Origin of the sequence: Pedobacter sp. KBS0701, from assembly GCF_005938645.2 — a bacterium.
Lineage (GTDB): Bacteria > Bacteroidota > Bacteroidia > Sphingobacteriales > Sphingobacteriaceae > Pedobacter.
This window is the reverse complement of sequence record NZ_CP042171.1, coordinates 5732557-5757919: the sequence shown is the minus strand read 5'-3', so window position 1 is coordinate 5757919 and position 25363 is coordinate 5732557. Positions and strand designations below refer to the sequence as shown.

Sequence of the window (25363 nt, the reverse complement as noted above, 5' to 3'; positions counted from 1 at the left end):
TTTTCACAAAACTACCGACAAGAAAAATTAATTATGACAATGTGGGGTTATCAATATTAATAATTAATTATAAAACAATACAGAATTAAACATACAAACCGAAAAGCACTATGCTAGAATATAAAAACTAATGCCTTAACTTCAACCTATTTTCGATCATTCCTGTTGAATCTTTATCAATGAGCGCTAGTGGCATCTTATCTAAATTTAGCCTTGAAATACTTGCACTTTTTTTTGGCTGCAATTGTATTTTACCGTCAATTGCAGCAATAGCTGCTTTTAAACATGCTTCTTCAGTATCTCCTAATGTTGGGTTGTTTGGCATCGTAACATTCAAATCAGGTTCCATACCATTAAAGTAATCAGACCATCCTTTTGCATTTTTAATGAGGAAGCTACTCAGGTAAACACTATACTGATCGATATTAATTCCAAAGAAACCAACCGGTTTTCCATATGTGTTTTCGCCTATTAACTTCAAGTTGAAATAAGGTTTAAGGCAACTGATCAATAATTCGCTGGCTGAAGCCGTCTGACCAGATACTATAATGTACACATCTTGTATTGACTCCAGACTTCCCTTTTTATTGAATTTATATGTATTGCCACTTTCTGTATAATCGACATCAGCCAGTGTTGCTAAGCGTCCATTATACATAACGGTTTTTCCGTTTTCATCCAGATAGGGCTGATGACGCAGAATTGTTGCCTTACCACTTTGAAGTATCTGATTAAATTGCTCTGAATACATTATTTTGCCATTTAATGCACTGGAAACGATTAAATTCGCAACATACTCTGCTGTTTCAACATAGCCGCCGCCATTAGAACGTAAATCTAAAATCAGATATTTTGGTTTATCTGTAGCTATTTCATCAAAAAGCTGATCTAATTTAGATTTAGTATTGCTTAAAGATGGGAATGAACCTAAGGCCATATAAGCAATCACCTTGTCGTCTAAACGAATAAGGCGCTTAGCCAAAACAGCTTCTCCGTTGATTACCCCGGCCCGATTCCCTCCACCAGTAGTTCTTCCTACCTGGAGGGAGGAGTACTTAGGCAAGTTATTGTAAGTTGAAAACTCAAATGGCTTACCCGTTACCTGATTAAGTTTAAATTGGGAAATATCGAAAAGTTCATTTCTAAATGCACTTATTTCAGATTGGACATTGCCGTATTTTTCTCTTGGCTTAAAAGTGTTGTAACCGGGTAACACATCGTTCCATAAATAAACCTGTTTCGCATACAAAAAAATAGAATCAAGCGTAAATTCAGTTCGTGTACCTGTAGTTGGTGAAACAACCTCTTCCTCATTTATGCCAATCGGCTTATCTTTTTTACAGCTAGTGTAAGCCACTATTAAAAATAAAAAGATAATACCTTTTATGCGCTTACAATCATATATACGACCTGTATTATATATTTTCAATCTTTAAAGTTTAAATTTAATTAAAAAACAATCCTTTTGGTTATTATTTGTTTTTTCAACAATTTAAAACCTACACAAATAAACTAATTTTATTTACTACTTTTGACAATTCCTTATTATCATTATTTACATTATTAAATATACAGCAGGTAAATATTAAAAATACATAGCCGTCAACGTTTTCTTAATATGTTAGATATAGGGGTTACCTTAAGAAGGTACAGAGATAAGTATAGTTATACACAGCAATACGCTGCTGATGTAATCGGAATAAGCAGGGTGGCTTACCGAAAGTGGGAAAACAATGAAGTCGATTTTTCACTCTCGCAACTGGGCAAAATTGCTGAACTCTACGAAATTTCCATTCAGGACATCATCATTCAATCAGCCTTTAAGAAGGCCAAGATAATTTCCCAAAAACACCAAGAGCACCAATATTTTGATGTATAGTTTGATATCATCAGCTGATCAGTAAGCTATAACCTGATAGCCTCTATCGAATTATCTTTTGTAAGTATCTTACAAATACATTCCAGATTGAAATCAGGATAAGCCTCCACAAATTTTTTATACTTATTAGGTTTAAACTGCAAATCATGATATTTAACCTCGTAAGCCAGGCCCTTTTTTATTTGTTCTTCTACCACAAAATCTACTTCATTACCATCCGCAGTGCGCCAAAAAAGCAAACTATCTGAATCATGCAACTGCCTTAGCCTGCAGTAAACATAATTCTCAAGCAATTTGCCTTTATCTGCCCTATCGTTTAACTTCGAAAAATTATTTAACAATGCATTGCGCAAACCATTATCATTAAAATAAATCTTTGGCATTTTGGTTAATTCCTTCCTCACATTACCATAGAAGGGAGAAAGCAATTGTACTATAAAAGTTTTCTGCATTAAATAAATATAATTTTCTACGGTAGAACTGGCCAGTTGCAAGGTATTTCCCAATTCATGGTGGTTTACTAAACTTCCAGTCTGATCAGCTAATAACCTGGCCAGTTGAAAAAACTTAAGTTCTTCCTTAATACCTGCTTCTAAGACATCTTTTTTCATATAGCTGTTTATAAGCTCTTTAAGCATTTCTTGCTTTTCCTGTTCCGTATCTGCTAAAACAACAGCAGGATAACCACCGTAAACCAAATATTCATCGAACAGCGCGTTTATACGGTTACGCTGGAGCCCCTGGTAAGTAACTCTTTTTTTCAGTTGTTCCCACTCAGCGATTAAATCATCCTCACCTTTAAAGTGCAAAAATTCATCGAATGCCAAAGGAAAAAATTCAAACACCTTTTTTCTTCCCGCCAAACTATCTTTAAAACTCTTATCAATGTAAAACGCACTGCTACCCGTAGCGATGATTTTCAACTTTGGTGAATACTTATCGTATAAAAGTTTTAAAAAATTACTGGGCTCTTTTGCATACTGAACTTCATCGATAATGACATATAATCGCTTATCTGCAGGAAGATCGGCCGGCAATAAGGTATAATTGAATATATTTTCGGGATGGTGATTTACGGCCTCTAAAATGACAGGATCTTCGAAGGTTAAAAAATACACTAGCTCGTTATCCTTTTGCAATTGCTCTGCCAGCTGCTTAACAAGTGTGGTTTTGCCGATCTGCCTTGGCCCTATAATAATGGTGTGCTGAGGTTTATTAAGGTGATTTTTTAAAGATTTTAATGCGGTTGATCTTTCCATATCGATAATTAACAAATACAAATATCGATATTTTCAAGATAAAAACTCAATATTATCCGATAATTTTAAGATATTAACTCAATATTATCCGATAATTTTAAGACAAGTATTTCGCTTTAACAAAAAAAGTGGCCCTTTTGAGGCCACTTTAAATCATTATTCTTAAAAAGCAATTAAAGCTTTCTTGCTACTTCAACTTGTTCATAAGCTTCTACAATATCGCCAACTTCAATGTTATTAAAGTTCTGGATGTTTAAACCACACTCATAACCTTTATTCACCTCTTTCACATCATCTTTAAAGCGTTTTAAAGATGCCAATTCGCCTGTATACACTACAACACCATCTCTAACGATACGGATTTTGCTGTTACGGGTAATCTTACCATCCAATACCATACAACCTGCAATGGTACCCACTTTAGTGATTTTGAAAGTCTCACGAATCTCAACGTTAGCCACAATTTTCTCTTCAAATTCCGGATCCAACATACCTTCCATTGCCGATTTAATCTCGTTGATGGCATCGTAAATGATAGAATATAGACGGATATCGATTTGCTCAGCTTCTGCAAGTTTACGTGCACCTGTTGATGGACGAACCTGGAAACCAATAATAATCGCATCAGAAGCCGAAGCTAACAATACATCAGACTCTGAAATCTGGCCAACACCCTTACTGATGATATTGATCTGAATTTGCTCGGTCGATAATTTCAATAATGAATCGGCTAATGCTTCAATTGAACCATCCACGTCACCCTTAACGATGATATTAAGTTCTTTAAAGTTGCCAATTGCCAAACGACGACCAATCTCATCCAAAGTAATGTGTTTCTGCGTACGTAAACCTTGCTCACGTTGTAACTGCATACGTTTGTTTGCAATATCACGAGCTTCAGTTTCACTTTCTAAAGCATTAAACCTATCGCCTGCAGTAGGTGCACCTTGCATACCCAAAACCTGTACCGGTTGTGATGGACCTGCTGATTCTACTTTAGCACCACGCTCGTTGGTTAACGCTTTTACACGTCCGCTGTAACTACCCGCCAAGATTGGATCTCCAACTCTTAAAGTACCCGCCTGAACCAGTACTGTAGTTACAATACCACGTCCTTTATCTAGAGCCGACTCGATTACAGTACCTGTAGCTCTCTTATTCGGATTTGCTTTAAGTTCTAATAATTCTGCTTCTAATAATACTTTATCTAAAAGTAAATCAACATTTAAGCCGCTTTTGCTTGAGATTTCCTGCGATTGGTATTTACCACCCCAATCTTCAACCAGGATATTCATTACCGATAACTGCTCACGTACTTTATCTGCATTTGCGCCTGGTTTATCTACTTTAGTGAAAGCAAATACCAATGGTACGCCTGCTGCCTGTGCGTGGTTAATCGCCTCTTTTGTTTGAGGCATCACTGCATCATCCGCAGCAATAACAATAATGGCAATATCTGCTGCCTTAGCACCACGTGCACGCATCGCTGTAAAGGCTTCGTGACCTGGAGTATCTAAGAAGGTTACTTTTTTACCGGTTGGCGTAGTTACCATATAAGCACCAATGTGCTGGGTAATACCACCCGCCTCACCAGCTACCACATTTGCTTTACGGATATAATCCAGCAATGAGGTTTTACCGTGATCGACGTGTCCCATAATCGTAACAACCGGAGCTCTTTCAATTAAATCAGCATCGTTATCTTCTTCCTCAATTACATTTTCTTCGTCTTCATCTGGTTTAACGAATTGAATTTCGTAACCAAACTCGTCAGCAACAATGGTTAAGGTTTCAGCATCTAAACGCTGGTTAATGGAAACGAACATTCCAAGGCTCATACAGGTACCAATAATTTTGGTAACCGGCACATCCATCATGCTCGCTAGCTCATTAGCGGTAACAAATTCTGTTACTTTTAATATTTTCGATTGCGATTCAAGCTCATTTGCGGCTTCTTCTGCATTAAACGCCACATCATCACGTTTCTGACGACGTAATTTAGCACGCTGCGCAAATTTACCTGATTTACCCGCACCACTTAAACGGGCAAGTGTTGCTTTAATCTGATCTTGAATTTCTTTCTCAGTAGGTTCTTCTTTAGGTCCGCTTGGTGTAGCATTTCTATTTTGGAAACCTGGTCTGTTATTATTGTTGTTATTTCTATTTCCCTGGTAAGGAGTTCCGCCTTGTCCGGCTGGTCTGTTACCCTGATATGGCGTACCGCCACCTGGTCTGTTTCCTTGATAAGGTTGACGAGGTTGTCCTGGCGCACCGCCTTGGCCCTGACCCTGACCTGCAGGATTATTCTGTCCTTGCTGCCCTTGACCACCGTGTTGACCTGGCTGTCCTGGTGCTCCCGGCGTTTTTTTACGCTTACGTTTACGTTTGGCGGCTTCACTATCGCTAGATGATGCCACCGGACCATTTCTTCTATCCGGAGTTGTTGGTAAAACAATTTTACCAATAATGTTCGGACCAGTTAATTTAACGGTACGTGCTTTAATTACTTCAGGCTCGTTGTTTACCGGTTTTGCTTCAGCTGGTTTTTCTTCCACTTTAGGTTGTTCAACTGGTTTTACAGGCTCTGCCGTTTTAACCACAGGTGTTTCTGCAACTGGTGCTGGTGCAACAGGAGCTTCTTCTTTTTTAACCTCAACCGGTTTTTCTTCTACCTTAGGTTGCTCTACTGGTTTTACAGGTTCTGGTGCTTTAACCACTGGTGGTTCTACAACAGGCGCTGGTATAGCAGGCGTTTCTTCTTTCTTAGCCGGGCGTGTTTTAGGATTAAGATCATTTAAATCAATCTTTCCTACAATTTTAACGCCTGGTAATCCGGTTTCCTCTGCTTTTTCTTCTGCCTTAGTTTCTTTTACCGGCTCAACTGCTGCCGCAGGTGCTGGTGCTGGCGCTTCTACCTTAGGTGTTTCTACAACCTTTGGTTTTTCTACCGGAGGAGTAAATGATTGAGCATTTTTAATTAAAATCTCTTCATTTTTCTCAAAATCGGTATTTTTCTTCGGCGCTTCTACTGGCTTTTCAGTCTCAGGCTCGTCACGACGTATTTTACCAATCACTATTTGTTTGGCTTCTTCTCTTACGATCTTATCTCCCTGATACTCTTTCAATAAGGCATTATACATGTCTCCCGTAAGTTTAAACATCGGGCTTTTCTCGGCAGAGAATCCCTTTTTGTTTAAAAACTCAACGGCCGTACCCATGCCTATATTAAGTTCTTTAATAGCTTTAATTAAAATGATTGGTTTGTCGTCTGACATTTAGCTCCTGTTATTGTTTTTTATTTAATACAAAAGTAGTGTTTATTTGGCAATTACACCACTTATTCAAATTCTGACTTCAAAATTTGAACCACTTCTTTAATGGTTTCCTCTTCAAGGTCGGTGCGTTTAACTAAATCTTCTACTGTAAGCGCTAATACACTCTTAGCAGTATCGCAACCGATAGCCTTTAATTCATCAATGATCCAGCTATCAATCTCATCTGAGAATTCTTCTAAATCAACATCCTCATCGCTCTCTTCTCCGGCTTCACGGTATACATCAATTTCATAACCGGTTAATTTACCAGCCAGTTTAATATTGTGTCCGCCACGTCCAATTGCCAATGAAACCTGATCTGGTTTTAAGTAAACAGATGCATGTTTGGTTTCATCATCCAATTTAATAGAGGTGATTTTTGCCGGGCTTAAAGCACGGGTAATGTATAATGAAATATTATTAGTGAAGTTAATCACATCAATATTTTCGTTTTTCAACTCGCGAACGATACCGTGGATACGTGATCCTTTCATACCCACACACGCACCAACCGGATCAATACGGTCATCGTAAGATTCAACAGCAACTTTAGCACGCTCTCCCGGCTCACGAACAATTTTCTTAATGGTAATTAAACCATCGAAAATTTCCGGAACTTCCTGTTCGAACAAACGTTGTAAAAATTCTGGTGCTGTTCTTGAAATGATAATCTTAGGGTTAGCGTTAATCATTTCTACTTTAGAGATTACCGCTCTCACAGAATCACCTTTTTTGAAATAATCGGCCGGAATCTGCTCTGTTTTAGGCATTAAAAGTTCGTTACCTTCATCATCTAAAACCAAAGTTTCTTTCTTCCAAACCTGATAAACCTCACCTGTTACAATTTCGCCTACCCTATCTTTATATTTTTTGAAAATTTCGTCTTTCTCTAATTCCAATACTTTAGATACCAAAGTCTGGCGGGCAGCTAAAATTGCCCTACGGCCGAAACTTTCCAAGGTAATCTGCTCAATATAATCATCACCGACTTCTAAAGTACTATCCAACTTGGAAACTTCTGCAAGCTCAATCTCCAGATCATCATCCTCAGAAAATCCATCCTCCATCACTTTTCTCGTTCTCCAGATCTCCAAATCCCCGTTATCAGGATTCACAATAACATCACAGTTTTCGTCTGTTCCGTATTTTTTACGCAACATGCTACGAAAAACTTCTTCCAGCACACTGATCACCGTTGGGCGATCTATATTTTTGAAATCTTTAAACTCTTGAAAAGAGTCGATCAAATTAATTGTTGTAGTACTCATTTTTACTTAAATGAAATTAACACACTTGTTTCTAATATATCATTAAACGGAACATCTGTTTGAATTGCTACCGCCTTTTTCCCTTTTTCTTTAACCGATTCTTCAATCAGCAGATTATTTTCTGTAACCGCCAGCAGTTTCCCTTCTTTTTTTAATCCTTCTTTGAGTTTAATGCTTACCGTACGGCCAACATTTTTATTGTACTGACGGATTAATTTTAAAGGCTCGCCAACTCCCGGCGAAGAAACTTCTAAATTATAAGCCTGTTCTATTGCATTTTCTTCTTCGAGATGAAAACCAACATGCCTGCTTATGGCAACACAATCCTGTATGCTAATACCTTCGTCGCCATCAACATGAATAATTAGTTTATTGTTTGGCAACATTTTCACCTCAACCAAAAACAGTTCTGGCCGATCTGCTATTTTTTCCTCTACGAGGGCTGCAACTCTCTTTTCTACCTGCATATTTTAACCTGATTTCATAGAAAAAGGGGACACTGTCCCCTTCTCTTTTCTTCGATTACGATGCAAATGTAGTAATTTTTTACAAAAAATCAAACACCCGCACTAATTATTATGCTGATTATTACCGTTTAAGTGTTTGTCGCTGTGCTTTTAGGTTCTGCTTACCATTCCCCGTAATCAGATCGCCAGCGGTTGCAAATTTCACCCCAATATAACTTTCAACCAGGTATTCTTTACCCTTAAGAAAAGGCTGATCGGGATTAAATACGACCGAATCGCCTAGTATCTTAATCTTGCCGGGTACTTCCAGTTCATCCTGAATACTATCTAGATCGCCTGGTTTTATTAAAACTGAAATTACATTCAGTGTATCTGCTTTAATCTGATAGGCATTTTTAACCTGCAGGAGGCTCGCCTCATCAATATTTTTAATTATTATTGAAGTACTATCTCCTGAAAACTTAATTACAGGTTTGTTGTTTCTATTCGAACATGAAAGCACGGATATGGAAACCCAAACGATAACCGAACATGTAAAAAAGCGTTTAAACATTTACAAAAATAAACAATTATGAGATTTATTATCGAAATCCTTTTAACAGGACTGGCGTTTTTTGTAGGCGCAAAGCTGGTGCCAGGGGTAAGTATTGATGGCTTCGGAAATGCGATTATCGCCTCAGTGCTTATTGCTCTTGCAAACGCAACGATCGGGTTCATCCTTAGGTTATTAACTTTTCCGATCAATTTCTTAACCTTAGGATTGGTATCATTCATCATCACCGTTTTAATGATTTTACTGGTTGATAACATGATGACCTCTTTTAACACTTCAGGTTTTATCGCAGCTGCATTTTTAGCGATTGTAGTCGCTTTGATTAAGGCGGTATTTAGCGCTGTTGCCGGAGAGAAGGAATAAGTTGAAAGTCTTGCGTTTGGCGCTTGGAGTACATTGCGCTTAACGAAAGTTGGGAGTTTTGAGTGGAGAGTTTGGACGAGTGACTCCAAACTCCCAACCCCAAGCTCAAAACTAACGAATCACTTCTCTCGATATCACCATTTTCTGGATTTCAGAAGTTCCTTCGTAAATCTGGGTAATTTTAGCATCGCGCATTAACCGTTCCACGTGGTATTCTTTAACGAAACCATAACCACCGTGCACCTGTACCGCTTCAATGGTTACATCCATAGCAACTTTCGAAGCAAACAACTTGGCCATAGAACCAGCCTGGGTATAAGGTAATCCCTGATCTTTCAGCCAGGCAGCCTTATAAACCAACAACCTGGCAGCTTCGATCTGAGTGGCCATATCTGCCAGTTTAAAAGCAATTGCCTGATGTTCAGAAATTGGTTTCCCGAACGATTTACGTTCTTTGGCATACTGTGTAGCTAACTCGAAAGCACCTTGTGCAATGCCTAAAGCCTGTGCTGCAATACCAATCCTGCCCCCTTCTAACGTTTTCATGGCAAATTTGAAACCGAATCCATCCTCTCCTATTCTATTTTCTTTTGGCACTTTAACATCATTAAACATCAATGAATGTGTATCAGAACCACGGATGCCCAATTTATTTTCTTTTGGCCCAACGGTAAAACCCTCCATTCCTTTCTCTACAATAAAAGCGTTTATACCTTTATGCCTTAATTCAGGATGGGTTTGTGCAATAACCAGGTAAGTGGATGCGGTACTTCCGTTGGTAATCCAGTTTTTTGTGCCGTTAAGCAAATAATAATCCCCTTTATCTTCGGCTGTTGTACGTTGCGAGGTAGCATCAGATCCAGCTTCAGGCTCTGACAAACAAAACGCACCAATTTTTTCGCCGGCAGCCAGTGGCTTTAAATATTTTTCCTTTTGCGCTTCACTACCATAAGCCTCTAATCCGTAACAAACCAAAGAGTTGTTTACCGAAACTACTACAGATGCAGAAGCATCTATTTTAGAAAGTTCTTCCATTACCAGAACGTAAGAAATGGCATCTAGCCCGCTTCCATTATATTTTTCATTCACCATCATCCCCAGGAAACCAAGTTCTCCAAGTTTTTTTACCTGCTCGGCCGGAAATTTCTGATGTTCATCTCTTTCAATCACGCCAGGCTTTAATTCTTGCTGCGCAAAATCGCGGGCAGCCTGCTGAATCATTAATTGCTCTTCACTTAATTCAAAATGCATAACATTTATGTATAAAAGGTTAGTAAATCAAATGTAGCATTTCCGATCGAAATTACTATGGCTGCATAGTAATTTATTTTCATTTTATTTTTCCTTGCGGCAAAAGCTTTGTTTAGGCTTTGGTTTATTAACTAATAAAATAGCCGTACAATTAGCCCTCCTAAGCACGAAGTAGTGGCAGCTCCAGATCCTTCATCTGGACTATGGCGGATGACGGGACAGGAATCGATCTGTAAGTCATCCCCCTGCTTTCCTAACACAACTATTTAATTATTAGTTTTCTTGGAAAGCAATAGCAATACTTCTGTTTCGATAGTCTTGCCCTTTGCTTAATCCAGATGGAAGAATCTGGATAACGCTGTCGGTCAGGTTTATTTAACCACAGACAGCTGTACTATTAAGCCTCCTAAAGCCTGCAGTAGCGACAAATCAGATTTATTTGCTTATTTTGATCTGCGTTAACGATGGAAGCGGCATCCTTTTTGGCTGTCATCCTGAACGTAGTCGAAGGACAACCAAAAAGATATAGCGGACAGCGTGTTAAAACGCCCACAGAAAAAAGAATTATTTAGTTTCTTTCTTAGTCAAGATTAAGGACAAACTTAAACTCCCTAAAATCAGAATCAGCAAAACTTGCGAAGAATGGATTATGGTTGAATAGGCCAAGCCATCTTTAAAAGATATGTCATATAACACCAACGATTGGGCAACCATCCAATGGAAAACGCCAATACCGCCTTGCACCGGCGCTGCCATGGCAAAACCAGAAAACACGATTGCCGTAAACGCTGCATTAAAATATAAACCGGATGTGGCCTGAATGGATGAAAAAGCAAAATACATGGATAAGGAGTAGAAAACCCAAATTAATAAAGTATACATCAGAAATAATCCCTTTTGCTTTAGTTTGCTGTAAGAACCAAAACCCTGGCGGAGGCTAACAAAGGTGCGCAAAAATTTTTTACTGAATTTTTGCCGGAGAAAATAGATTGCAGTAACAATAAGTAGTGGTATAATCATACCTAAACCAGCTAGCCACAAATAGTTAACCGTGCTAATTTTGTTAATAAGATTGAGGTATATGGTTTGATAAAGAAAATCGGCTACAATATCATACTGAAAAATAAGCATCGCCAAACTGGTTAGAAAAAGTACCAGCACATCAAACAGCCGTTCGGTAATTACAGTTCCTATGGAAGCAAACATGGGTACCTTTTCGGCTTTATGAATAACGGAGCAGCGACCAATCTCTCCGAAGCGCGGTAAAGCAAGATTGGCCAGATAGCCGATCATTACAGCGTGGTAAGCATTCCAGAAACTTACCTCATAATGGATAGACTGATAAAGCATTTGCCAACGCAATGCACGTAATACATGCGCAATCCAAACGGCAAACGCCGAAGTAATTACCCAAAAATAATTTGCGGTTTTAATTTCCTGCCAGATCTTTTCTAAATCCTGACCCCTAAAAGCTAAATATAGCACCCCCACCCCAATTAAAAACAGGATGATGTACTTTAGCGCTGTTTTGAGGTCGAATGTCACAAGGTTATTTTAGCAAATGATTGTTATCGTCAGGAAAAACAAGGATCGGATTGTATTTTTTGGCTTCTTCCATAGGTAATGAACCATACGACATGATGATCAAAATATCACCAAGTTGTGCCAAACGTGCTGTAGCCCCATTTAAACAGATGGTTCCGGTTCCACGTTCGCCTTTAATTACATAAGTTTCGAAACGAGCGCCGTTGTTATTATTTACAATCTGCACCTTTTCATTAGCGATAATGTTAGCTGCATCCATTAAATCTTCATCTATCGTAATACTGCCTACATAATTCAATTCGGCTTGTGTTACCCTAACACGGTGTATTTTCGATTTTAATATTGTGATAACCATTTGGCAAAGTTAGTAATCAGTTTGGAGTTTCACACTAAAGGAAAATGTAATATGGAAAATGGATGATGATTGGTCGTGCACATCATCCATCTTACCTATTCCATCATTTTATAATCATATTATCGATCAATCTCGTTGAGCCTACTTTCGCAGCAACCAGGGCAACAAGGTTATTTTCATCTTTCGATTTTGCAGGTTCAAGCGTGTTGCCATTGGCAATGGTAAAATAGTCGAGCTCTACACCATCTATATCCTTATAGAATGCTTTTGCCCGATCTTCCAGCTCACTTAACGAATATTCGTTAAAATGGTCGATAACAAACTGCAGTGATTTACTTAATACGAGCGACTGTGCGCGTTCATCGTTTGATAAATGAATATTCCGGCTGCTCATGGCTAAGCCATCATCTTCGCGGATAATCGGGCAGGTAATTATAGTGATGGGCAATTTAAAATAAGCCAGCATATTTTTAATCATTAATACCTGCTGGAAATCTTTCTGTCCGAACATAGCCACATCAGGTTCAACAGCATCAAACAGTTTTTTAACAATCTGCGTTACGCCCTGGTAATGGCCTTTCCTAAATTCACCTTCCAACAAAAATTCCGCATTGCCTAAATCAATATGCCAGGCTTCATCGGCACCTGCCGGATACATCTCTTCTACATTAGGCATAAACACAGCATTACAGCCTGCAGCGGCCAGCATTGCCAGGTCATGCTCAATGGGGCGCGGATATTTTTCTAAATCTTTAGGATCGGTAAACTGCGTAGGGTTTACGAAAATGCTGCAGATAATGATATCAGCATTTTGCTGGGCCAGTTTTATCAATGAGATGTGGCCATTGTGCAGAGCGCCCATAGTAGGCACTAATGCTATTTTTTTAGCCGATGCTTTTAATGGCTGCAAAAAAGCCTTAAGCGCTGCTTTGGTTTTAAATATTTCCAATTTGGACAATCTGAATTAAAGCTGTAAAGGTGTAAATTAATCTAAACGAAACCAAACAAATGCTTGCTATATTGATAAATAGTATTATTATGCTTACCTTTGCAGCTCATTATCTTTTATTTAACTTAATATTTTCTTAGAATATGGAGATGGCAAAAACGAAGCTGCTGATTGTTACACACGAGATGTCGCCTTTCCTCGAGCTTACTAAAATTTCTGAAATTACACGCCAATTACCACAGGCTATGCAGGAAAAAGGATTCGAAATCCGCATCTTGATGCCAAAATTCGGTAACATCAACGAAAGAAGAAATCGTTTACACGAAGTAATACGCTTGTCGGGAATGAACATCATTATTGATGACAACGATAATCCTTTAATCATTAAAGTAGCCTCCATCCCAGCTGCACGCATGCAGGTTTATTTCTTAGACAATGAAGAATATTTCCAACGCAAACAGGTATTTAGAGATGCCAGCGGAAAATTCTTTGATGACAACGATGAACGTACAATTTTTTTCTGCAAAGGCGCATTGGAAACGGTTAAAAAATTAGGTTGGGCACCGGATATCGTTCACTGCCACGGCTGGATGAGTGCATTGGTTCCTGCTTACATCAAGACTACTTATAAAAACGATCCTACTTTTAAAAATTCTAAAGTAGTTTATTCTGTTTATGAAGATGGTTTCACAGAAAAGTTAAACGCCAATTTCGCTACCAAAGCTGTAATGGCCAATATGACGGAAGATGACACTAAAGCTTTTTTACCATCTGATTGCGACAGCATGCATATCGGCGCTATAACTCACTCAGACGCAGTGGTTTTAGGAGATGAAAACTTAGGCAAAGATGTGTTAAAATTTGTTAAAGATTCTAATAAGCCAACATTAGCTTTTAACTTAACCGAGAATTTTGAAAACTTCTATACTTTTTATGAAGAAATTTCAAATGATGAATTGGTTTCAGTAGCTTAATCAGGTATTATTATTTAAAATATGAAATTTACAAAACAAGACTTATTAACCCTGTTGATAGGTCTTTTTCTTTTTGCATCGTGTAAAAACCCCGATGGTGTTGGTTTAGATGTTGATCCAAATGCTGCTATTACCGGAACCCTGGTAGTATCTCCTGTGACCACACAATTGGTTGAAGAAACTGCAGCGAACACTTTAGGATTGAACCGCTATCCACTAGGTTACATGACTGATCCTGTTTTTGGCAAAACAGAAGCTGGTATAGCTATGACTGTTTACCCGGTGAGCGCCAGTTACGATTTTGGAACCGCACCTCAACTTGATTCAGCTGTTTTAGTGTTAAAATTCGATGAATCCAGCACGTTAACTAAATTTTATGGCGACACCACTAATTCTAAATACAGTATAGATGTATTTCAACTGGCTAATAAGGTAACCAACTATAAAAGTTCGGATGTTCAAGCCATTAACAGTACTTTATTAGGGAATTTTACAGGCAAACTGGCACCAAACACCAAAGCAAAAGTATATGATATTGTTACCGGCAAAGCTGATACTTTAAAAACCTTACCTGCGCAGATCAGGATTCCTTTAAACAAAGCATTTATACAAAGTGCTATCCTCAACCTGGGTACAGCAGGAACTGCAACTGAAACTAAGTTTATAGAATCATTTAAAGGTTTGTACGCACAGGTAAATAAAACATCTTCTACAGGCGTTGGCGGGATTGCCTTCTTCAACTTTTCGGGAACTGACTCTTATCTGCAGCTGGTTTGGAAAAAAACGAACTCTTCAAATGGCGTAGATACTACAACTGTAAATTTCCCTGTCGGAAAAATGGTTTTGAATGCAGCACAAACTGCAAATATAATTTCTGGTGTAGCAGCCAATATTAAACATGATTACACAGGCACAGAAATACAAAAACAAATTGATGTCCCTATTCCGACAGATCCAACTCAACAATATAATGTAACTTATTTACAGGGTTTAGCAGGTGTAAAAACCAAGCTAACCTTCCCTCAATTGACTAACTTTACCAGCACATACGGGAAAGCCATTATCAATAAGGCAGAGTTAGTTATAGAGATTGGTGAGAGTGCACCGGCATATCCTTTTAATGCCGCTCAACGACTTTCTTTATATCGCTGGGATATTGCACACCAACCTGCAGACATACCTGATTTTACAACATTTTCTGGTAGCGCTTCTGGCGGTGCAGCACTTTTTGGTGGTTACTTCGATTCGTTAAAGAAACGTTATATTTTTATTGTAACCAGTTACGTTCAGAGCTTGATTGATAAAAACATAGAAGATTACGGTACCTTCCTGGCTCCTACATCTTATACCGATTTCCAGATATCATCTACAGCTACATCTGCTGAAAGATCGATTATAGGTGCCAGCAATGCAACTGCAAATAAAATAAAGCTAAATATTTATTATACTAAAATTAATTAATGGTTTTTTAGTGGTATTATAAGAAACTCCTGCCGGCAGAACCGGCAGGAGTTTTTTTATTTAAGATCAAAAAATAAGTGCATAAAAAAAGCTACCTCTCATCAGGCAGCTTTCTTTTTTCAAACCCTTTAATTAAAAGGGAAGGTCTCCATTTTCATCTGACGGACCGATTGTAAATTCATCATCAATTTTAGTTTCAGTGTTTTGATGGGCTGGTGTTGTTGGACTTTGCTCAAAATCGCTTTTTCTACCTAACATGGTAAAGTTTTCAGCCACAATTTCTGTTACATATTTTTTAACCTTTTCTTTATCTTCAAAGGATCTTGTTCTTAATTTGCCCTCTATATAAACCAATTTACCTTTCTGCAGGTATTTGGAAGCTACTTCGGCCAATCCGCGCCACAATACAATATTGTGCCACTCAGTTTGTTCTACTCTCTTACCGTCTTTGTTATATGTTTCCGATGTAGCCAATGGAAAACTGGCTACAGTTACGCCACCGTCTAAATGCCGCACTTCAGGGTCTTTGCCTAAATGGCCTACTAAAATAACTTTGTTAATCCCAGACATAAATATTTTTGGTTAGTTGTTTCGTTTTATAAATGCACAGAATAAGATGGTTAGTTACTCCATTTTATCCTTATAAAAATATTCCTGAACAAAATCATGGATTACTTTTGGCTGCGGTAACTCATCTAATTTACTTAAAGAAACCCAATTAAGTTTCTTTTGTTTATTAAAGTTAAATATATAATTTTTTAATGCAAAAAATTGTATATGGATTATTTGGTGGGTTAAGATGTGCTTTTTTGTACTGATCAGCATAAAATCTGCACTGTTTCCAAAGGTATTTTTCACTATCTCAATGAAAAAATCACCATCTGTATCTTCAGCTGTAAGCGTTTCTATGCTTGGAAAATCGTATAAATGCTGCCAAACGTCGCCAGCCTGCCGTTCTCTTACCAATACCTGTTCTCCATCAAAACAAACAAAATAATTAATATAACGATGCTTTTGTGCCGCCTTTTTTAACTTAACGGGAAGTTCGTTTACCATTTTACGGTTAAAGGCATAACAAGTTTGGTTAAGTGGGCAAATGCCACAATTTGGCGATTTAGGCTTGCATTGCATGGCCCCAAATTCCATTATAGCCTGATTGTAAAGGGCGGGGTCTTCCAGATAAAGCAGCTCATTTGCCAAAGTAAAAAACTCCTTTTTCCCCGCCGGAGAATTGATTGCGGTAGCAACGCCATAATACCTGGAGAGTACACGAAATACATTTCCATCTACCACCGCACGCGCTTCCCCTGATGAAAATGAGGAGATTGCTGCAGCAGTATACTCACCAATTCCTTTCAATTTTATGAGCTCATCATGCAGATTCGGGAAGATTCCATGGTAATCTTTCACCACAATTTGAGCGGTTGCATGCATATTCCTTCCTCTCGAATAATAACCCAGGCCTTGCCAAAGCTTTAAAACTTTGGCTTCCGTTGCACTGGCAAAATCGGTAACTGTTGGGAAATTCTCTAAAAACCGATTAAAGTATGGAAGCCCCTGTTCTACCCTTGTTTGTTGTAATATAACCTCTGATAACCAGATGGTATAAGCATCATTGGTGTGTCTCCATGGCAAATCTCTTTTATTGATCAGGTACCAATTGATGAGTTCATTTTGAAATGTCATTACTGCAAATTACGGTCTATTTATCCAATTAAAAAAAAACTTGCAATAGCCTGATAAGTCCAGTGATAAAAAAATCATCTTTTATTTCCCTATCTCATTAAAAAGCAATACTTTTGCAACCCCAAAACAGTAGTAATATTAAAACATAATATATAATAAATAATAAAATATGACTAAGGCAGATATTATTTCAGAAATATCAACAAAAACCGGAATTGAGAAGGTTGATGTACAGGAAACAGTTGAGGCATTTTTCAAGGTTATCAAAACCAGCATGATTGGCGGTGAAAATGTATACGTTAGAGGCTTCGGGAGCTTTGTTGTTAAAAAGAGAGCGCAAAAAACTGCGAGAAATATCTCAAAAAACACTGCAATAATTATCCCTGAACATTTCGTTCCTAGCTTTAAACCAGCAAAAGTATTTGTTGATAAAGTTAAAAGTAATTCAAAAAAAATTAAAGTAGAAGCCTAAGTCTTATAGTATGAATAGCAACATCAGATCAAAACAAACCATTGTTATTGGAGCGATTGTATTGCTTGTTGCATTCTTATTTACAAGAGACATTAAGGGTTTAGTTAAACCAACTGAAGAAAATGGAAAAATGCCCTCAAGTGGCCAAATGGCCGGAGCAGTTTCTCCATCGTCAGCATCGGTATTAAACCTCGAAACTTCGTCTACTGCTGCAAAGAATGTGATCAATAAGAATTTGGCCACAGATATTACAGCTTTAGAAAACAGCTACAAAGGCGCAAATGGCGCAGAAAAGATCGAACTTGCAAAACAACTGGCTCAGAAATGGGACGATGTTGAACAAATTACTCCATCTGCTCTGTATTTAGAAGTTGTAGCCGAAGGCGAACCATCGGCAAAATCGTGGTTGGCGGCTGGTAATCAATTTATAAAAGCTTTTGAGAGTACACAAGATAGCATAGCGCAGCCTGCTTTATTGCAGAAAGCTAATATATCTTACAAAAATGCATTAGAGAAAGACTCTACAAACATTGAAGCTAAAACAGGCTTAGGTGTAACGATAGTAAATGGCTTGGGCGCACCAATGCAAGGTATTGCAATGTTGCTGGAAGTTGTGGCTAAAGAACCTAAAAATGTAAAGGCGAATATGAATTTGGGGTTATTCTCAATAAAATCAGGTCAGTTTGACAAAGCAATTCCTCGTTTTAACACCGTAATTGCTGAAGCTCCAACCCCTGAAGCCTATTTTTATTTAGGAACAGCTTTAGAAAATTTAGGCAGAAATAAAGAAGCAGTAAATGCTTACCTATCAAGCAAAAAATTAGCGGCTAACCCAACCTTAGCATCATTCATTGATAAGAAGGTAGCTGAACTAAAGAATAAAAATTAATTAACAGATTAATAAAAACATTTAAAACTTAAAACTATGCCAAGCGGTAAAAAAAGAAAGAGACATAAAATGGCTACCCACAAACGTAAAAAACGTTTAAGAAAAAACAGACATAAGAAAAAATAGTTTCTTATTTTGATTAAGCCAATTAAACCTCATAGTAAACACTATGAGGTTTAAACAATTTATATGATTTTTTTATTGTATATGTTTTTGGCTACATCACTGTTTTATTTACTATCCATTTGTTAATAGGCGAAAGCCTTAAATCTGTAGCTGTTGGTAAAAGAATTAATTATCAATTCGACTCCTGCCGGAGTTACCATAGCATTGATTGAAGACAAACAACTTGTTGAGCTTCACAAAGAACAAATCAATATTAACTACGCTGTAGGCGATATTTATTTAGGCCGCATTAAAAAAATTATGCCGGGCCTGAATGCTGCTTTCGTGGATGTTGGTTATGAAAAAGATGCTTTTTTGCATTACTTTGATTTGGGCCCGCAGGTACAATCTTTAATTAAGCTAACGAAGATCAAGCGTAATGGCTCGGTTACAGGCACATTATTAGATAATTTAAAGCTGGAAGCCGATATCAATAAGGCAGGCAAAATTTCTGATGTGCTCAGTAAAAACATGCTCCTACCTGTACAAATTGCCAAAGAACCAATTTCTACAAAAGGACCTCGTTTAAGTTCCGACATTTCGATTGCCGGCAGGTATGTGGTACTGGTGCCCTTCTCCAATACCATATCTGTATCAAAAAAAATTAAAAGTAATACTGAACGTAATCGTTTAAAAAAGATTATCGAAAGTATTAAACCTCAAAATTTTGGGGTCATTATCAGAACCGTTTCTGAAGGCAGAGGGGTTGCCGAAATGCAAAAAGATCTTTTAGATTTAATTGCTAAATGGGAAAATTTCATTAAAAAAATACCTTCTACCGAACCTTCAAAAAGAGTTTGGGGAGAAATGGACAGATCATCAACGTTAATTCGTGATATTCTGAACCCTGATTTTACAAACGTTTACGTAAGTACACCAGAGCTGTACGATGATATCCGTTCTTATGTTCACGATATTTCTCCTGAAATGGAAAAAATCGTTAAACTATACAAACAGAAAGAACCTATCTTCGACCATTTCGGTGTAGAAAAGCAGATTAAAAATGCTTTCGGAAAAACAGTAAACTTACCAGGTGGTGCTTACCTTGTTATTGAGCACACTGAAGCACTGCACGTAATAGACGTGAATAGTGGAAACCGTACTGCCAGTAAAGAAAATCAAGAAGAGAATGCTTTACAGGTAAACAAAGAGGCGGCTAAAGAAATTGCCCGTCAACTGCGCTTGCGCGATATGGGCGGTATTGTGGTAATCGATTTTATCGATATGCATAAACCAACAAACCGTAAAATACTATTCGATTATTTGCGTGAGCTGATGTTATTGGATAGAGCCAAACACACTATTTTGCCTCCAAGCAAATTTGGTTTGGTACAAATTACCAGACAACGTGTTCGTCCGGAAATGAATATTGTTACGGTAGAAAAATGCCCGGCCTGCGATGGGACCGGAGAAATTAAAGCGAGTATCGTTTTAATGGATGATATTGAAAACAACCTTAATTATATTTTAAGAGAGCAGAATGAAAAAGGTATAACACTTTGTGTACATCCTTACATTGAAGCTTATATTACAAAAGGCATTTTCAACCTTCAACGCCGCTGGTTTTTTAAATATGGCCAATGGATTAAAGTTAAGGCACAGTCATCGTATCATTTAACTGAGTTTCACTTTATCTCTGCTAAAGACGAAGAGATTAAATTATAACTTAAAAACATTCAACTGAAAGCCCGGACATAAAAATCCGGGCTTTTTGCTTAGGTGCATTTCAAACCTCGCAGGTTTTAAAAACCTGCGAGGTTTATCAATGAGAAAGGTTAAATTCGTAATCTAAAATTTTAATCAATTGGCAAAATCAAAAACCGCATATTTCTGTCAGAGCTGTGGCTACGAATCGGCAAAATGGCTGGGCAAATGTCCATCCTGTAACCAATGGAATACCTTTGTGGAGGAAATTGTTGAGAAGAGCCCCGCATCAGTCCCAACCTGGAAAAACGATACATCTGGCCGCAAATTAAGTAAACCGAGCAAGGTGGATGAAATCCAATCGTCAACCGAGCGGAGAATATTAACGGGCGACAAAGAACTTGACCGTGTTTTAGGCGGCGGTTTGGTAGAAGGATCTTTAGTATTGATTGGCGGTGAACCAGGTATCGGAAAATCGACCTTAATGTTACAGTTAGCCTTAAATATAAAAGGGAAAAAGTTATTGTATATTTCGGGAGAAGAGAGCGAGCAGCAGATTAAAATGCGGGCAGAGCGAATCCAGGAAAATCCATCTTCAAACTGTTATATTTTAACGGAGACCTCTACACAGAACATTTTTAAACAGATCGAAATTTTAGAACCAGAGATTTTGGTGGTCGATTCTATACAGACGCTACATTCTACCCATATCGATTCAACTCCAGGCAGTGTATCACAGGTAAGGGAATGTACAGCCGAATTATTGCGTTTTGCAAAAGAAACCGGCGTACCAGTTTTCCTTATTGGCCATATCACTAAAGATGGTGCCATTGCAGGGCCGAAAATACTCGAACACATGGTTGACACGGTTTTGCAATTTGAAGGCGACAGACATCATGTTTACCGCATTTTACGGTCAATTAAGAATCGCTTTGGAGCTGCTGCAGAATTGGGTATTTACGAAATGCAGGGCAGTGGCTTAAGAGAGGTCTCCAACCCCTCAGAGATCTTGCTTTCACAGCGCGATGAAGAATTAAGCGGAATTGCCATTGCCGCAACCCTAGAAGGCGCAAGACCAATGTTGATTGAAACACAAGCCTTGGTGAGTTCGGCCGCCTACGGAACCCCTCAACGCTCCGCAACTGGTTTTGATACCAAAAGAATGAATATGCTCTTAGCTGTTTTAGAAAAACGATGTGGCTTCAGGTTAAGCACACAAGATGTTTTCTTAAATATTGCCGGCGGAATCAGGGTAGAAGACCCTGCAATTGATCTGGCTGTGTTAATCGCCATTATATCATCGCATCAGGATATTGCCGTGTCTTCCAAAAATTGCTTCGCTGCCGAGGTAGGTTTATCAGGAGAAATAAGAGCAGTAAACAGAATCGAACAGCGTATTGCTGAAGCAGATAAATTGGGTTTCGAAACCATTTATATCTCTAAATACAATTTAAAAGGTATTGCCATAGAAAAATACAACCTTGAGATTAAAGCTGTAAGTAAAATAGAAGAAGTATTCGGTCTTGTTTTTGGATAAATAAGAAATGGGGAAATAAATCAACAACATTCCTCATAAAGAAGATAATATTCCACATTTCTACAATTCCATTTATATTAACAAAACTATTATAAAAAATATAACTTACTGAATATAAGAATATTAATCACAACAAAAACATTAACCTTTGTTTTGGTTTCTGGTTTGCCTAAAATTCAGATGTATATCATAGAATTTGATCTACACAATTATAGGGATGATTTTCCTCGTTAACGGATGTTAACGAGGTTTTTTTGTTTTCAACATTTAGAAAAATTTAAATAACTTTGATTAGGTCATAACCGGATAATTATAAATTTATGAAAAAGATCATTCTAAGCTTAGGTTTTTGCCTATTGATGGCACTTTCATTTGCTCAAACCACATATACTGGTCAAAAATTTGGAGAAGAAGTTAAACCAGGTAATGTAAAACCAGCTGCAAAGATGGAAGCTGCTATGGGCGATAAAAAAACTGTCGATATGAAAATCGAAGGCAAGGTAGTAGATGTATGTAAGAAAAAAGGGTGTTGGATGACATTAGAAATGCCTAATGGTGATCCAATGAGGGTAACTTTTAAAGATTATGCTTTCTTTATGCCAATGGATATTGTTGGCAAAAAAGTAGTTTTAGACGGCTTAGCGAAAAAACAAACCATCTCTGTAGAAACTTTACGCCATTATGCCGAAGACGCTAAAAAATCTCCTGAAGAAGTAGCTAAAATTACCGATCCTAAAAAGGAACTGGCTTTTGAAGCTAAAGGTGTAGTGATTTTGGATAAGTAAGAATGTCGGAAGACCGAAGTCTGAGGTCGGAAGCTTTGAGCGTCAATCAAAGTCTGATTTTAAATCTAGATCAATATTTACATAAAGAAAGCATCGTCATTTCGAGCGAAGTGCAACGAAGCCGAGAATCCGAAGGCTCCGCGGAGCAAAATCTATCAAGATAGATCCCTCCATTCCATTGCGTTTCAGTCGAGATGACGACACTTTTTCGATTAGTGATATTTATAGATTTCAGCTTATAAAACCCAGTTCCAACCAAATTCATCAGGTGCTAAACCGTAACGGATATCGTTTAGTTTTTTAGCGATACCATTAGAAATGTGTCTTGTTGACGGATCAGTCAATTTATAAATCTGACCATTATAGCCCATTTCGCCTACATGCGTTACTGTAGCAGCAGTTCCTGCGGCAAAAGCTTCGGTTAAGCTTCCGTTTTCGATTCCTTCAATTACTTCTTTAACAGAAACCCTACGTTCTTCAACCTCTACTCCTGCATCTTTAGCCAGTTTAATAATGGTATCACGCGTTACACCATCCAAAACAGTACTACGCACTGATGGCGTAACCAGTTTACCATTAATTACAAAAAGTAAGTTGGCTGTTCCGGCTTCTTCAATAAACTCATGGGTTACTGAATCTGTCCAGATCAATTGATCGTAACCTTCTTTTTTAGCTTGCTCGAAAGGGTATAATGAACGGGCGTAATTTCCGGCAGTTTTGGCAAAGCCAACACCACCTTCGTCTGCACGTGTAAATTCAGTTTCAATTTTAACCTTTAATGCACTGCTATAATATGGGCCGGTTGGCGTGGTTAATAAAGCAAATTTATAAGTATCAGACGCTTTTACCCCTAAATAAGGATCCATTGCAAACATTACCGGACGGATATATAATGCATAATCTTCCTGATTGGGTACCCACTTCTCATCAACATTAATCAACGCAGCCAAACCCTGCATAAAAATTTCTTCAGGAATACCTGGCATAGACATTCTCGCGGCCGATTTATTAAAACGTTCGAAGTTTTTATCAGCACGGAATACACTGATTTTTCCGTCTGGTTGGCGATAAGCCTTTAATCCTTCGAAAATTGCCTGTCCATAGTGAAGCGCAGAAATTGCCGGGCTCATCGGAATCGGGCCATAAGGAAGAATCTGCAAATTTTTCCATTCGCCATCTTCGTAATCGGCAGTAAACATGTGATCGGTAAAAACTTTACCGAACGGTAATTGCGAAAAATCAGTAACAGTTAAACGTGTTTCTTCTGTTTTAGTGATTTTTATATCTAATGTCTCGGTCATACTTTTTTAATTTTGAATGACTGATTTTTGAATGAGTGAATGGATTTGCATCACGCAATTCAATCATTCTGTCATTCTCTAATTCAATCATTAATTATTTCGTGCAAATTAAGAAAAAACAGGCTTTTTTAATAGCTTTTTGCAATATTAATCTTTGTTTTTGAGTGTTTTGAGTACACTAAGCACCCATCCCTTACCCCATTCTTCCATTTGCTCACCCGTCCATAGAAATGGATAAAAGATCCTTTTTTGAAAGCGCGGAGGCAGGTACTTTTGCCAGTTGGTTCCACCTGTTGCCGCAATATCAACAGGATCTTTCTCCAAATAACGTACGGCCGATTTGTAATGCGATAAGGGCCATTCTACATTTACGTACAAATCCAGCTTACGCAATTCTTCTCCAAGGGCAGAAACATCGGCTCCATTGGCTTGTAATTGGTGGTATAAAGCGGAGAAATTGGTTAGAGTACGATCTTTTGCCAGTTGTAGAAACTGAGCTGCATACTTTTTAATAAATTGCTTTAAGGTTAACGTTTGCTTACCCGAAGCCAGTTCGGTTGCACCGAATTTCCAGTAAATATTTTCGAATTGTTCTTCTATTGTTGCAGTGCTTAGTTCTTCACGTTTTGATTTGTCTACCAATCGGATAAAATCCGTAGCACAGATCTCAATCATCCGGTACTGACCTGACTGGAATCCACTGGCAGGCAATAATGACATGCGGAATTTCAGGAACTGTTCTTTCTCCATACCATCAACCATCACTTCAAAAGAAGTGGTTAAGGCGTTGAAATAAGCATTGATCCGTTTTACCCGTGCCGTAAAAAAATCGACAGTTAAATTTTCATGCTCCGCAATCTGTCTGCATTCATGTAGTACAAGCTTAAAATAAAGTTCGGTAATCTGATGGTACATGATAAAAATCTCCTCATCAGGTATTGGCGTTTTAGGGCTCTGCAAGCTCAGCAAAGTATCCAAATGGATGTAATCCCAATAGGTTAAGAAATCGGCATACAGAAGTCCATCGAGGTATGATGCCATATCTTGCCCCATTGCTGTATACTTTTCCTGTAGTTGGTGTAGTTTGTCTTTTATTTCTGGTGTAAAATCCATGGTTTAAAGTTAGCTGCACAAAGGTGATAAAGATTTTGCAACAAATGTCTAAATTTTATACATTTGGAACAATGGCGATGGGGTACCGCCAAAACCGCCCAAACAGGCTGATGACTCCTACGATTTTTATTTA

Annotated in this window: 23 protein-coding genes and 1 riboswitch; of the genes, 9 read left to right on the top strand and 14 right to left on the bottom strand. The window is 38.0% G+C overall.

Features of this window, described 5'->3' with window-relative positions:
* Window positions 1–127: 127 nt before the first annotated feature.
* The gene (locus FFJ24_RS23405) at window positions 128–1429 is read right to left on the bottom strand and encodes a S41 family peptidase (RefSeq protein WP_138819526.1); all 1302 of its coding nucleotides are present in this window, start codon (window positions 1427–1429) and stop codon (window positions 128–130) included.
* A 189-nt stretch (window positions 1430–1618) separates the two neighbouring features.
* Here FFJ24_RS23405 and FFJ24_RS23400 point away from each other — a divergent pair, with 189 nt between their 5' ends.
* Window positions 1619–1879 (top strand): helix-turn-helix transcriptional regulator, encoded by a 261-nt coding sequence (locus FFJ24_RS23400; protein ID WP_138819525.1) that lies wholly within the window; start codon window positions 1619–1621, stop codon window positions 1877–1879.
* A gap of 26 nt (window positions 1880–1905) precedes the next feature.
* Here FFJ24_RS23400 and FFJ24_RS23395 read toward each other — a convergent pair whose 3' ends face one another.
* From FFJ24_RS23395 to FFJ24_RS23375, 5 genes are all read right to left on the bottom strand, one after another.
* Window positions 1906–3138: an ATP-binding protein gene (locus FFJ24_RS23395; RefSeq protein WP_138819524.1), complete on the bottom strand. Its 1233-nt coding sequence runs from the start codon at window positions 3136–3138 to the stop codon at window positions 1906–1908.
* A 173-nt stretch (window positions 3139–3311) separates the two neighbouring features.
* Complete coding sequence (gene infB, locus FFJ24_RS23390; RefSeq protein ID WP_138819523.1) at window positions 3312–6413, bottom strand: translation initiation factor IF-2; 3102 nt, start codon at window positions 6411–6413, stop codon at window positions 3312–3314.
* Window positions 6414–6475: 62 nt separating this feature from the next.
* Window positions 6476–7720: a transcription termination factor NusA gene (gene nusA, locus FFJ24_RS23385; RefSeq protein WP_121284435.1), complete on the bottom strand. Its 1245-nt coding sequence runs from the start codon at window positions 7718–7720 to the stop codon at window positions 6476–6478.
* Window positions 7721–7722: 2 nt separating this feature from the next.
* Window positions 7723–8187 (bottom strand): ribosome assembly cofactor RimP, encoded by a 465-nt coding sequence (gene rimP, locus FFJ24_RS23380; RefSeq protein ID WP_138819522.1) that lies wholly within the window; start codon window positions 8185–8187, stop codon window positions 7723–7725.
* A 121-nt stretch (window positions 8188–8308) separates the two neighbouring features.
* A complete protein-coding gene (locus FFJ24_RS23375) occupies window positions 8309–8740 on the bottom strand; it encodes a hypothetical protein (RefSeq protein WP_138819521.1) in 432 nt (143 codons plus the stop codon).
* 18 nt (window positions 8741–8758) lie between these two features.
* Here FFJ24_RS23375 and FFJ24_RS23370 point away from each other — a divergent pair, with 18 nt between their 5' ends.
* Window positions 8759–9103, top strand: coding sequence for a phage holin family protein (locus FFJ24_RS23370; RefSeq protein ID WP_138819520.1), 345 nt, complete (start codon window positions 8759–8761; stop codon window positions 9101–9103).
* Window positions 9104–9214: 111 nt separating this feature from the next.
* Here FFJ24_RS23370 and FFJ24_RS23365 read toward each other — a convergent pair whose 3' ends face one another.
* The 4 genes from FFJ24_RS23365 to panC form a co-directional block, all read right to left on the bottom strand.
* Window positions 9215–10354 carry an acyl-CoA dehydrogenase gene (locus FFJ24_RS23365; RefSeq protein ID WP_138819519.1) on the bottom strand — a complete coding sequence of 380 codons (1140 nt, stop codon included), beginning with the start codon at window positions 10352–10354 and terminating at the stop codon, window positions 9215–9217.
* A gap of 564 nt (window positions 10355–10918) precedes the next feature.
* The gene (locus FFJ24_RS23360; RefSeq protein ID WP_138819518.1) at window positions 10919–11899 is read right to left on the bottom strand and encodes a lysylphosphatidylglycerol synthase transmembrane domain-containing protein; all 981 of its coding nucleotides are present in this window, start codon (window positions 11897–11899) and stop codon (window positions 10919–10921) included.
* Window positions 11900–11903: 4 nt separating this feature from the next.
* Complete coding sequence (panD, locus tag FFJ24_RS23355; protein ID WP_138819517.1) at window positions 11904–12254, bottom strand: aspartate 1-decarboxylase; 351 nt, start codon at window positions 12252–12254, stop codon at window positions 11904–11906.
* A 103-nt stretch (window positions 12255–12357) separates the two neighbouring features.
* Window positions 12358–13203 (bottom strand): pantoate--beta-alanine ligase, encoded by an 846-nt coding sequence (gene panC, locus FFJ24_RS23350; RefSeq protein WP_138819516.1) that lies wholly within the window; start codon window positions 13201–13203, stop codon window positions 12358–12360.
* Window positions 13204–13352: 149 nt separating this feature from the next.
* Between panC and FFJ24_RS23345 the strand changes: the two genes are divergently transcribed.
* Both FFJ24_RS23345 and FFJ24_RS23340 read left to right on the top strand, forming a co-directional pair.
* Entirely contained in the window at window positions 13353–14177 is an 825-nt protein-coding gene (locus tag FFJ24_RS23345; protein WP_138819515.1) for a glycogen/starch synthase, read from the top strand.
* Between the two features lie 21 nt (window positions 14178–14198).
* Window positions 14199–15638: a DUF4270 domain-containing protein gene (locus tag FFJ24_RS23340; protein ID WP_138819514.1), complete on the top strand. Its 1440-nt coding sequence runs from the start codon at window positions 14199–14201 to the stop codon at window positions 15636–15638.
* Window positions 15639–15770: 132 nt separating this feature from the next.
* Here FFJ24_RS23340 and FFJ24_RS23335 read toward each other — a convergent pair whose 3' ends face one another.
* Both FFJ24_RS23335 and mutY read right to left on the bottom strand, forming a co-directional pair.
* Entirely contained in the window at window positions 15771–16208 is a 438-nt protein-coding gene (locus FFJ24_RS23335) for a single-stranded DNA-binding protein (RefSeq protein WP_090503303.1), read from the bottom strand.
* Between the two features lie 54 nt (window positions 16209–16262).
* Complete coding sequence (gene mutY / locus FFJ24_RS23330) at window positions 16263–17324, bottom strand: A/G-specific adenine glycosylase (RefSeq protein WP_138819513.1); 1062 nt, start codon at window positions 17322–17324, stop codon at window positions 16263–16265.
* A gap of 169 nt (window positions 17325–17493) precedes the next feature.
* Between mutY and FFJ24_RS23325 the strand changes: the two genes are divergently transcribed.
* From FFJ24_RS23325 to FFJ24_RS23305, 5 genes are all read left to right on the top strand, one after another.
* Window positions 17494–17796 carry an HU family DNA-binding protein gene (locus FFJ24_RS23325; RefSeq protein ID WP_055909222.1) on the top strand — a complete coding sequence of 101 codons (303 nt, stop codon included), beginning with the start codon at window positions 17494–17496 and terminating at the stop codon, window positions 17794–17796.
* Between the two features lie 10 nt (window positions 17797–17806).
* Window positions 17807–18685, top strand: a complete 879-nt coding sequence (locus FFJ24_RS23320) for a M48 family metallopeptidase (protein WP_138819512.1) — start codon at window positions 17807–17809, stop codon at window positions 18683–18685.
* Between the two features lie 279 nt (window positions 18686–18964).
* Window positions 18965–20515: an Rne/Rng family ribonuclease gene (locus FFJ24_RS23315; RefSeq protein WP_138819511.1), complete on the top strand. Its 1551-nt coding sequence runs from the start codon at window positions 18965–18967 to the stop codon at window positions 20513–20515.
* 139 nt (window positions 20516–20654) lie between these two features.
* Window positions 20655–22031: a DNA repair protein RadA gene (gene radA, locus FFJ24_RS23310; RefSeq protein WP_138819510.1), complete on the top strand. Its 1377-nt coding sequence runs from the start codon at window positions 20655–20657 to the stop codon at window positions 22029–22031.
* A gap of 320 nt (window positions 22032–22351) precedes the next feature.
* Window positions 22352–22816: a DUF4920 domain-containing protein gene (locus FFJ24_RS23305; RefSeq protein WP_210419415.1), complete on the top strand. Its 465-nt coding sequence runs from the start codon at window positions 22352–22354 to the stop codon at window positions 22814–22816.
* A gap of 236 nt (window positions 22817–23052) precedes the next feature.
* Here the strand turns inward: FFJ24_RS23305 and FFJ24_RS23300 are convergent, their stop codons facing one another.
* Together FFJ24_RS23300 and FFJ24_RS23295 are read right to left on the bottom strand one after the other, a co-directional pair.
* Window positions 23053–24117: a branched-chain amino acid aminotransferase gene (locus FFJ24_RS23300; protein WP_138819509.1), complete on the bottom strand. Its 1065-nt coding sequence runs from the start codon at window positions 24115–24117 to the stop codon at window positions 23053–23055.
* Window positions 24118–24264: 147 nt separating this feature from the next.
* Window positions 24265–25230, bottom strand: a complete 966-nt coding sequence (locus tag FFJ24_RS23295) for a tryptophan 2,3-dioxygenase family protein (protein WP_138819508.1) — start codon at window positions 25228–25230, stop codon at window positions 24265–24267.
* Between the two features lie 64 nt (window positions 25231–25294).
* A riboswitch (Fluoride riboswitch) is annotated at window positions 25295–25357 on the top strand.
* Window positions 25358–25363 lie beyond the last annotated feature (6 nt).

Excerpts from the sequence above, each read along its gene's own strand:
- FFJ24_RS23400 (WP_138819525.1), top strand. The coding sequence starts at position 1,619 with ATGTTAGATATAGGGGTTACCTTAAGAAGGTACAGAGATAAGTATAGT.
- FFJ24_RS23395 (WP_138819524.1), bottom strand. The coding sequence starts at position 3,138 with ATGGAAAGATCAACCGCATTAAAATCTTTAAAAAATCACCTTAATAAA.
- infB (WP_138819523.1), bottom strand. The coding sequence starts at position 6,413 with ATGTCAGACGACAAACCAATCATTTTAATTAAAGCTATTAAAGAACTT.
- nusA (WP_121284435.1), bottom strand. The coding sequence starts at position 7,720 with ATGAGTACTACAACAATTAATTTGATCGACTCTTTTCAAGAGTTTAAA.
- rimP (WP_138819522.1), bottom strand. The coding sequence starts at position 8,187 with ATGCAGGTAGAAAAGAGAGTTGCAGCCCTCGTAGAGGAAAAAATAGCA.
- FFJ24_RS23375 (WP_138819521.1), bottom strand. The coding sequence starts at position 8,740 with ATGTTTAAACGCTTTTTTACATGTTCGGTTATCGTTTGGGTTTCCATA.
- FFJ24_RS23370 (WP_138819520.1), top strand. The coding sequence starts at position 8,759 with ATGAGATTTATTATCGAAATCCTTTTAACAGGACTGGCGTTTTTTGTA.
- FFJ24_RS23365 (WP_138819519.1), bottom strand. The coding sequence starts at position 10,354 with ATGCATTTTGAATTAAGTGAAGAGCAATTAATGATTCAGCAGGCTGCC.
- panD (WP_138819517.1), bottom strand. The coding sequence starts at position 12,254 with ATGGTTATCACAATATTAAAATCGAAAATACACCGTGTTAGGGTAACA.
- FFJ24_RS23345 (WP_138819515.1), top strand. The coding sequence starts at position 13,353 with ATGGCAAAAACGAAGCTGCTGATTGTTACACACGAGATGTCGCCTTTC.
- FFJ24_RS23340 (WP_138819514.1), top strand. The coding sequence starts at position 14,199 with ATGAAATTTACAAAACAAGACTTATTAACCCTGTTGATAGGTCTTTTT.
- FFJ24_RS23335 (WP_090503303.1), bottom strand. The coding sequence starts at position 16,208 with ATGTCTGGGATTAACAAAGTTATTTTAGTAGGCCATTTAGGCAAAGAC.
- mutY (WP_138819513.1), bottom strand. The coding sequence starts at position 17,324 with ATGACATTTCAAAATGAACTCATCAATTGGTACCTGATCAATAAAAGA.
- FFJ24_RS23325 (WP_055909222.1), top strand. The coding sequence starts at position 17,494 with ATGACTAAGGCAGATATTATTTCAGAAATATCAACAAAAACCGGAATT.
- FFJ24_RS23320 (WP_138819512.1), top strand. The coding sequence starts at position 17,807 with ATGAATAGCAACATCAGATCAAAACAAACCATTGTTATTGGAGCGATT.
- FFJ24_RS23305 (WP_210419415.1), top strand. The coding sequence starts at position 22,352 with ATGAAAAAGATCATTCTAAGCTTAGGTTTTTGCCTATTGATGGCACTT.
- FFJ24_RS23300 (WP_138819509.1), bottom strand. The coding sequence starts at position 24,117 with ATGACCGAGACATTAGATATAAAAATCACTAAAACAGAAGAAACACGT.
- FFJ24_RS23295 (WP_138819508.1), bottom strand. The coding sequence starts at position 25,230 with ATGGATTTTACACCAGAAATAAAAGACAAACTACACCAACTACAGGAA.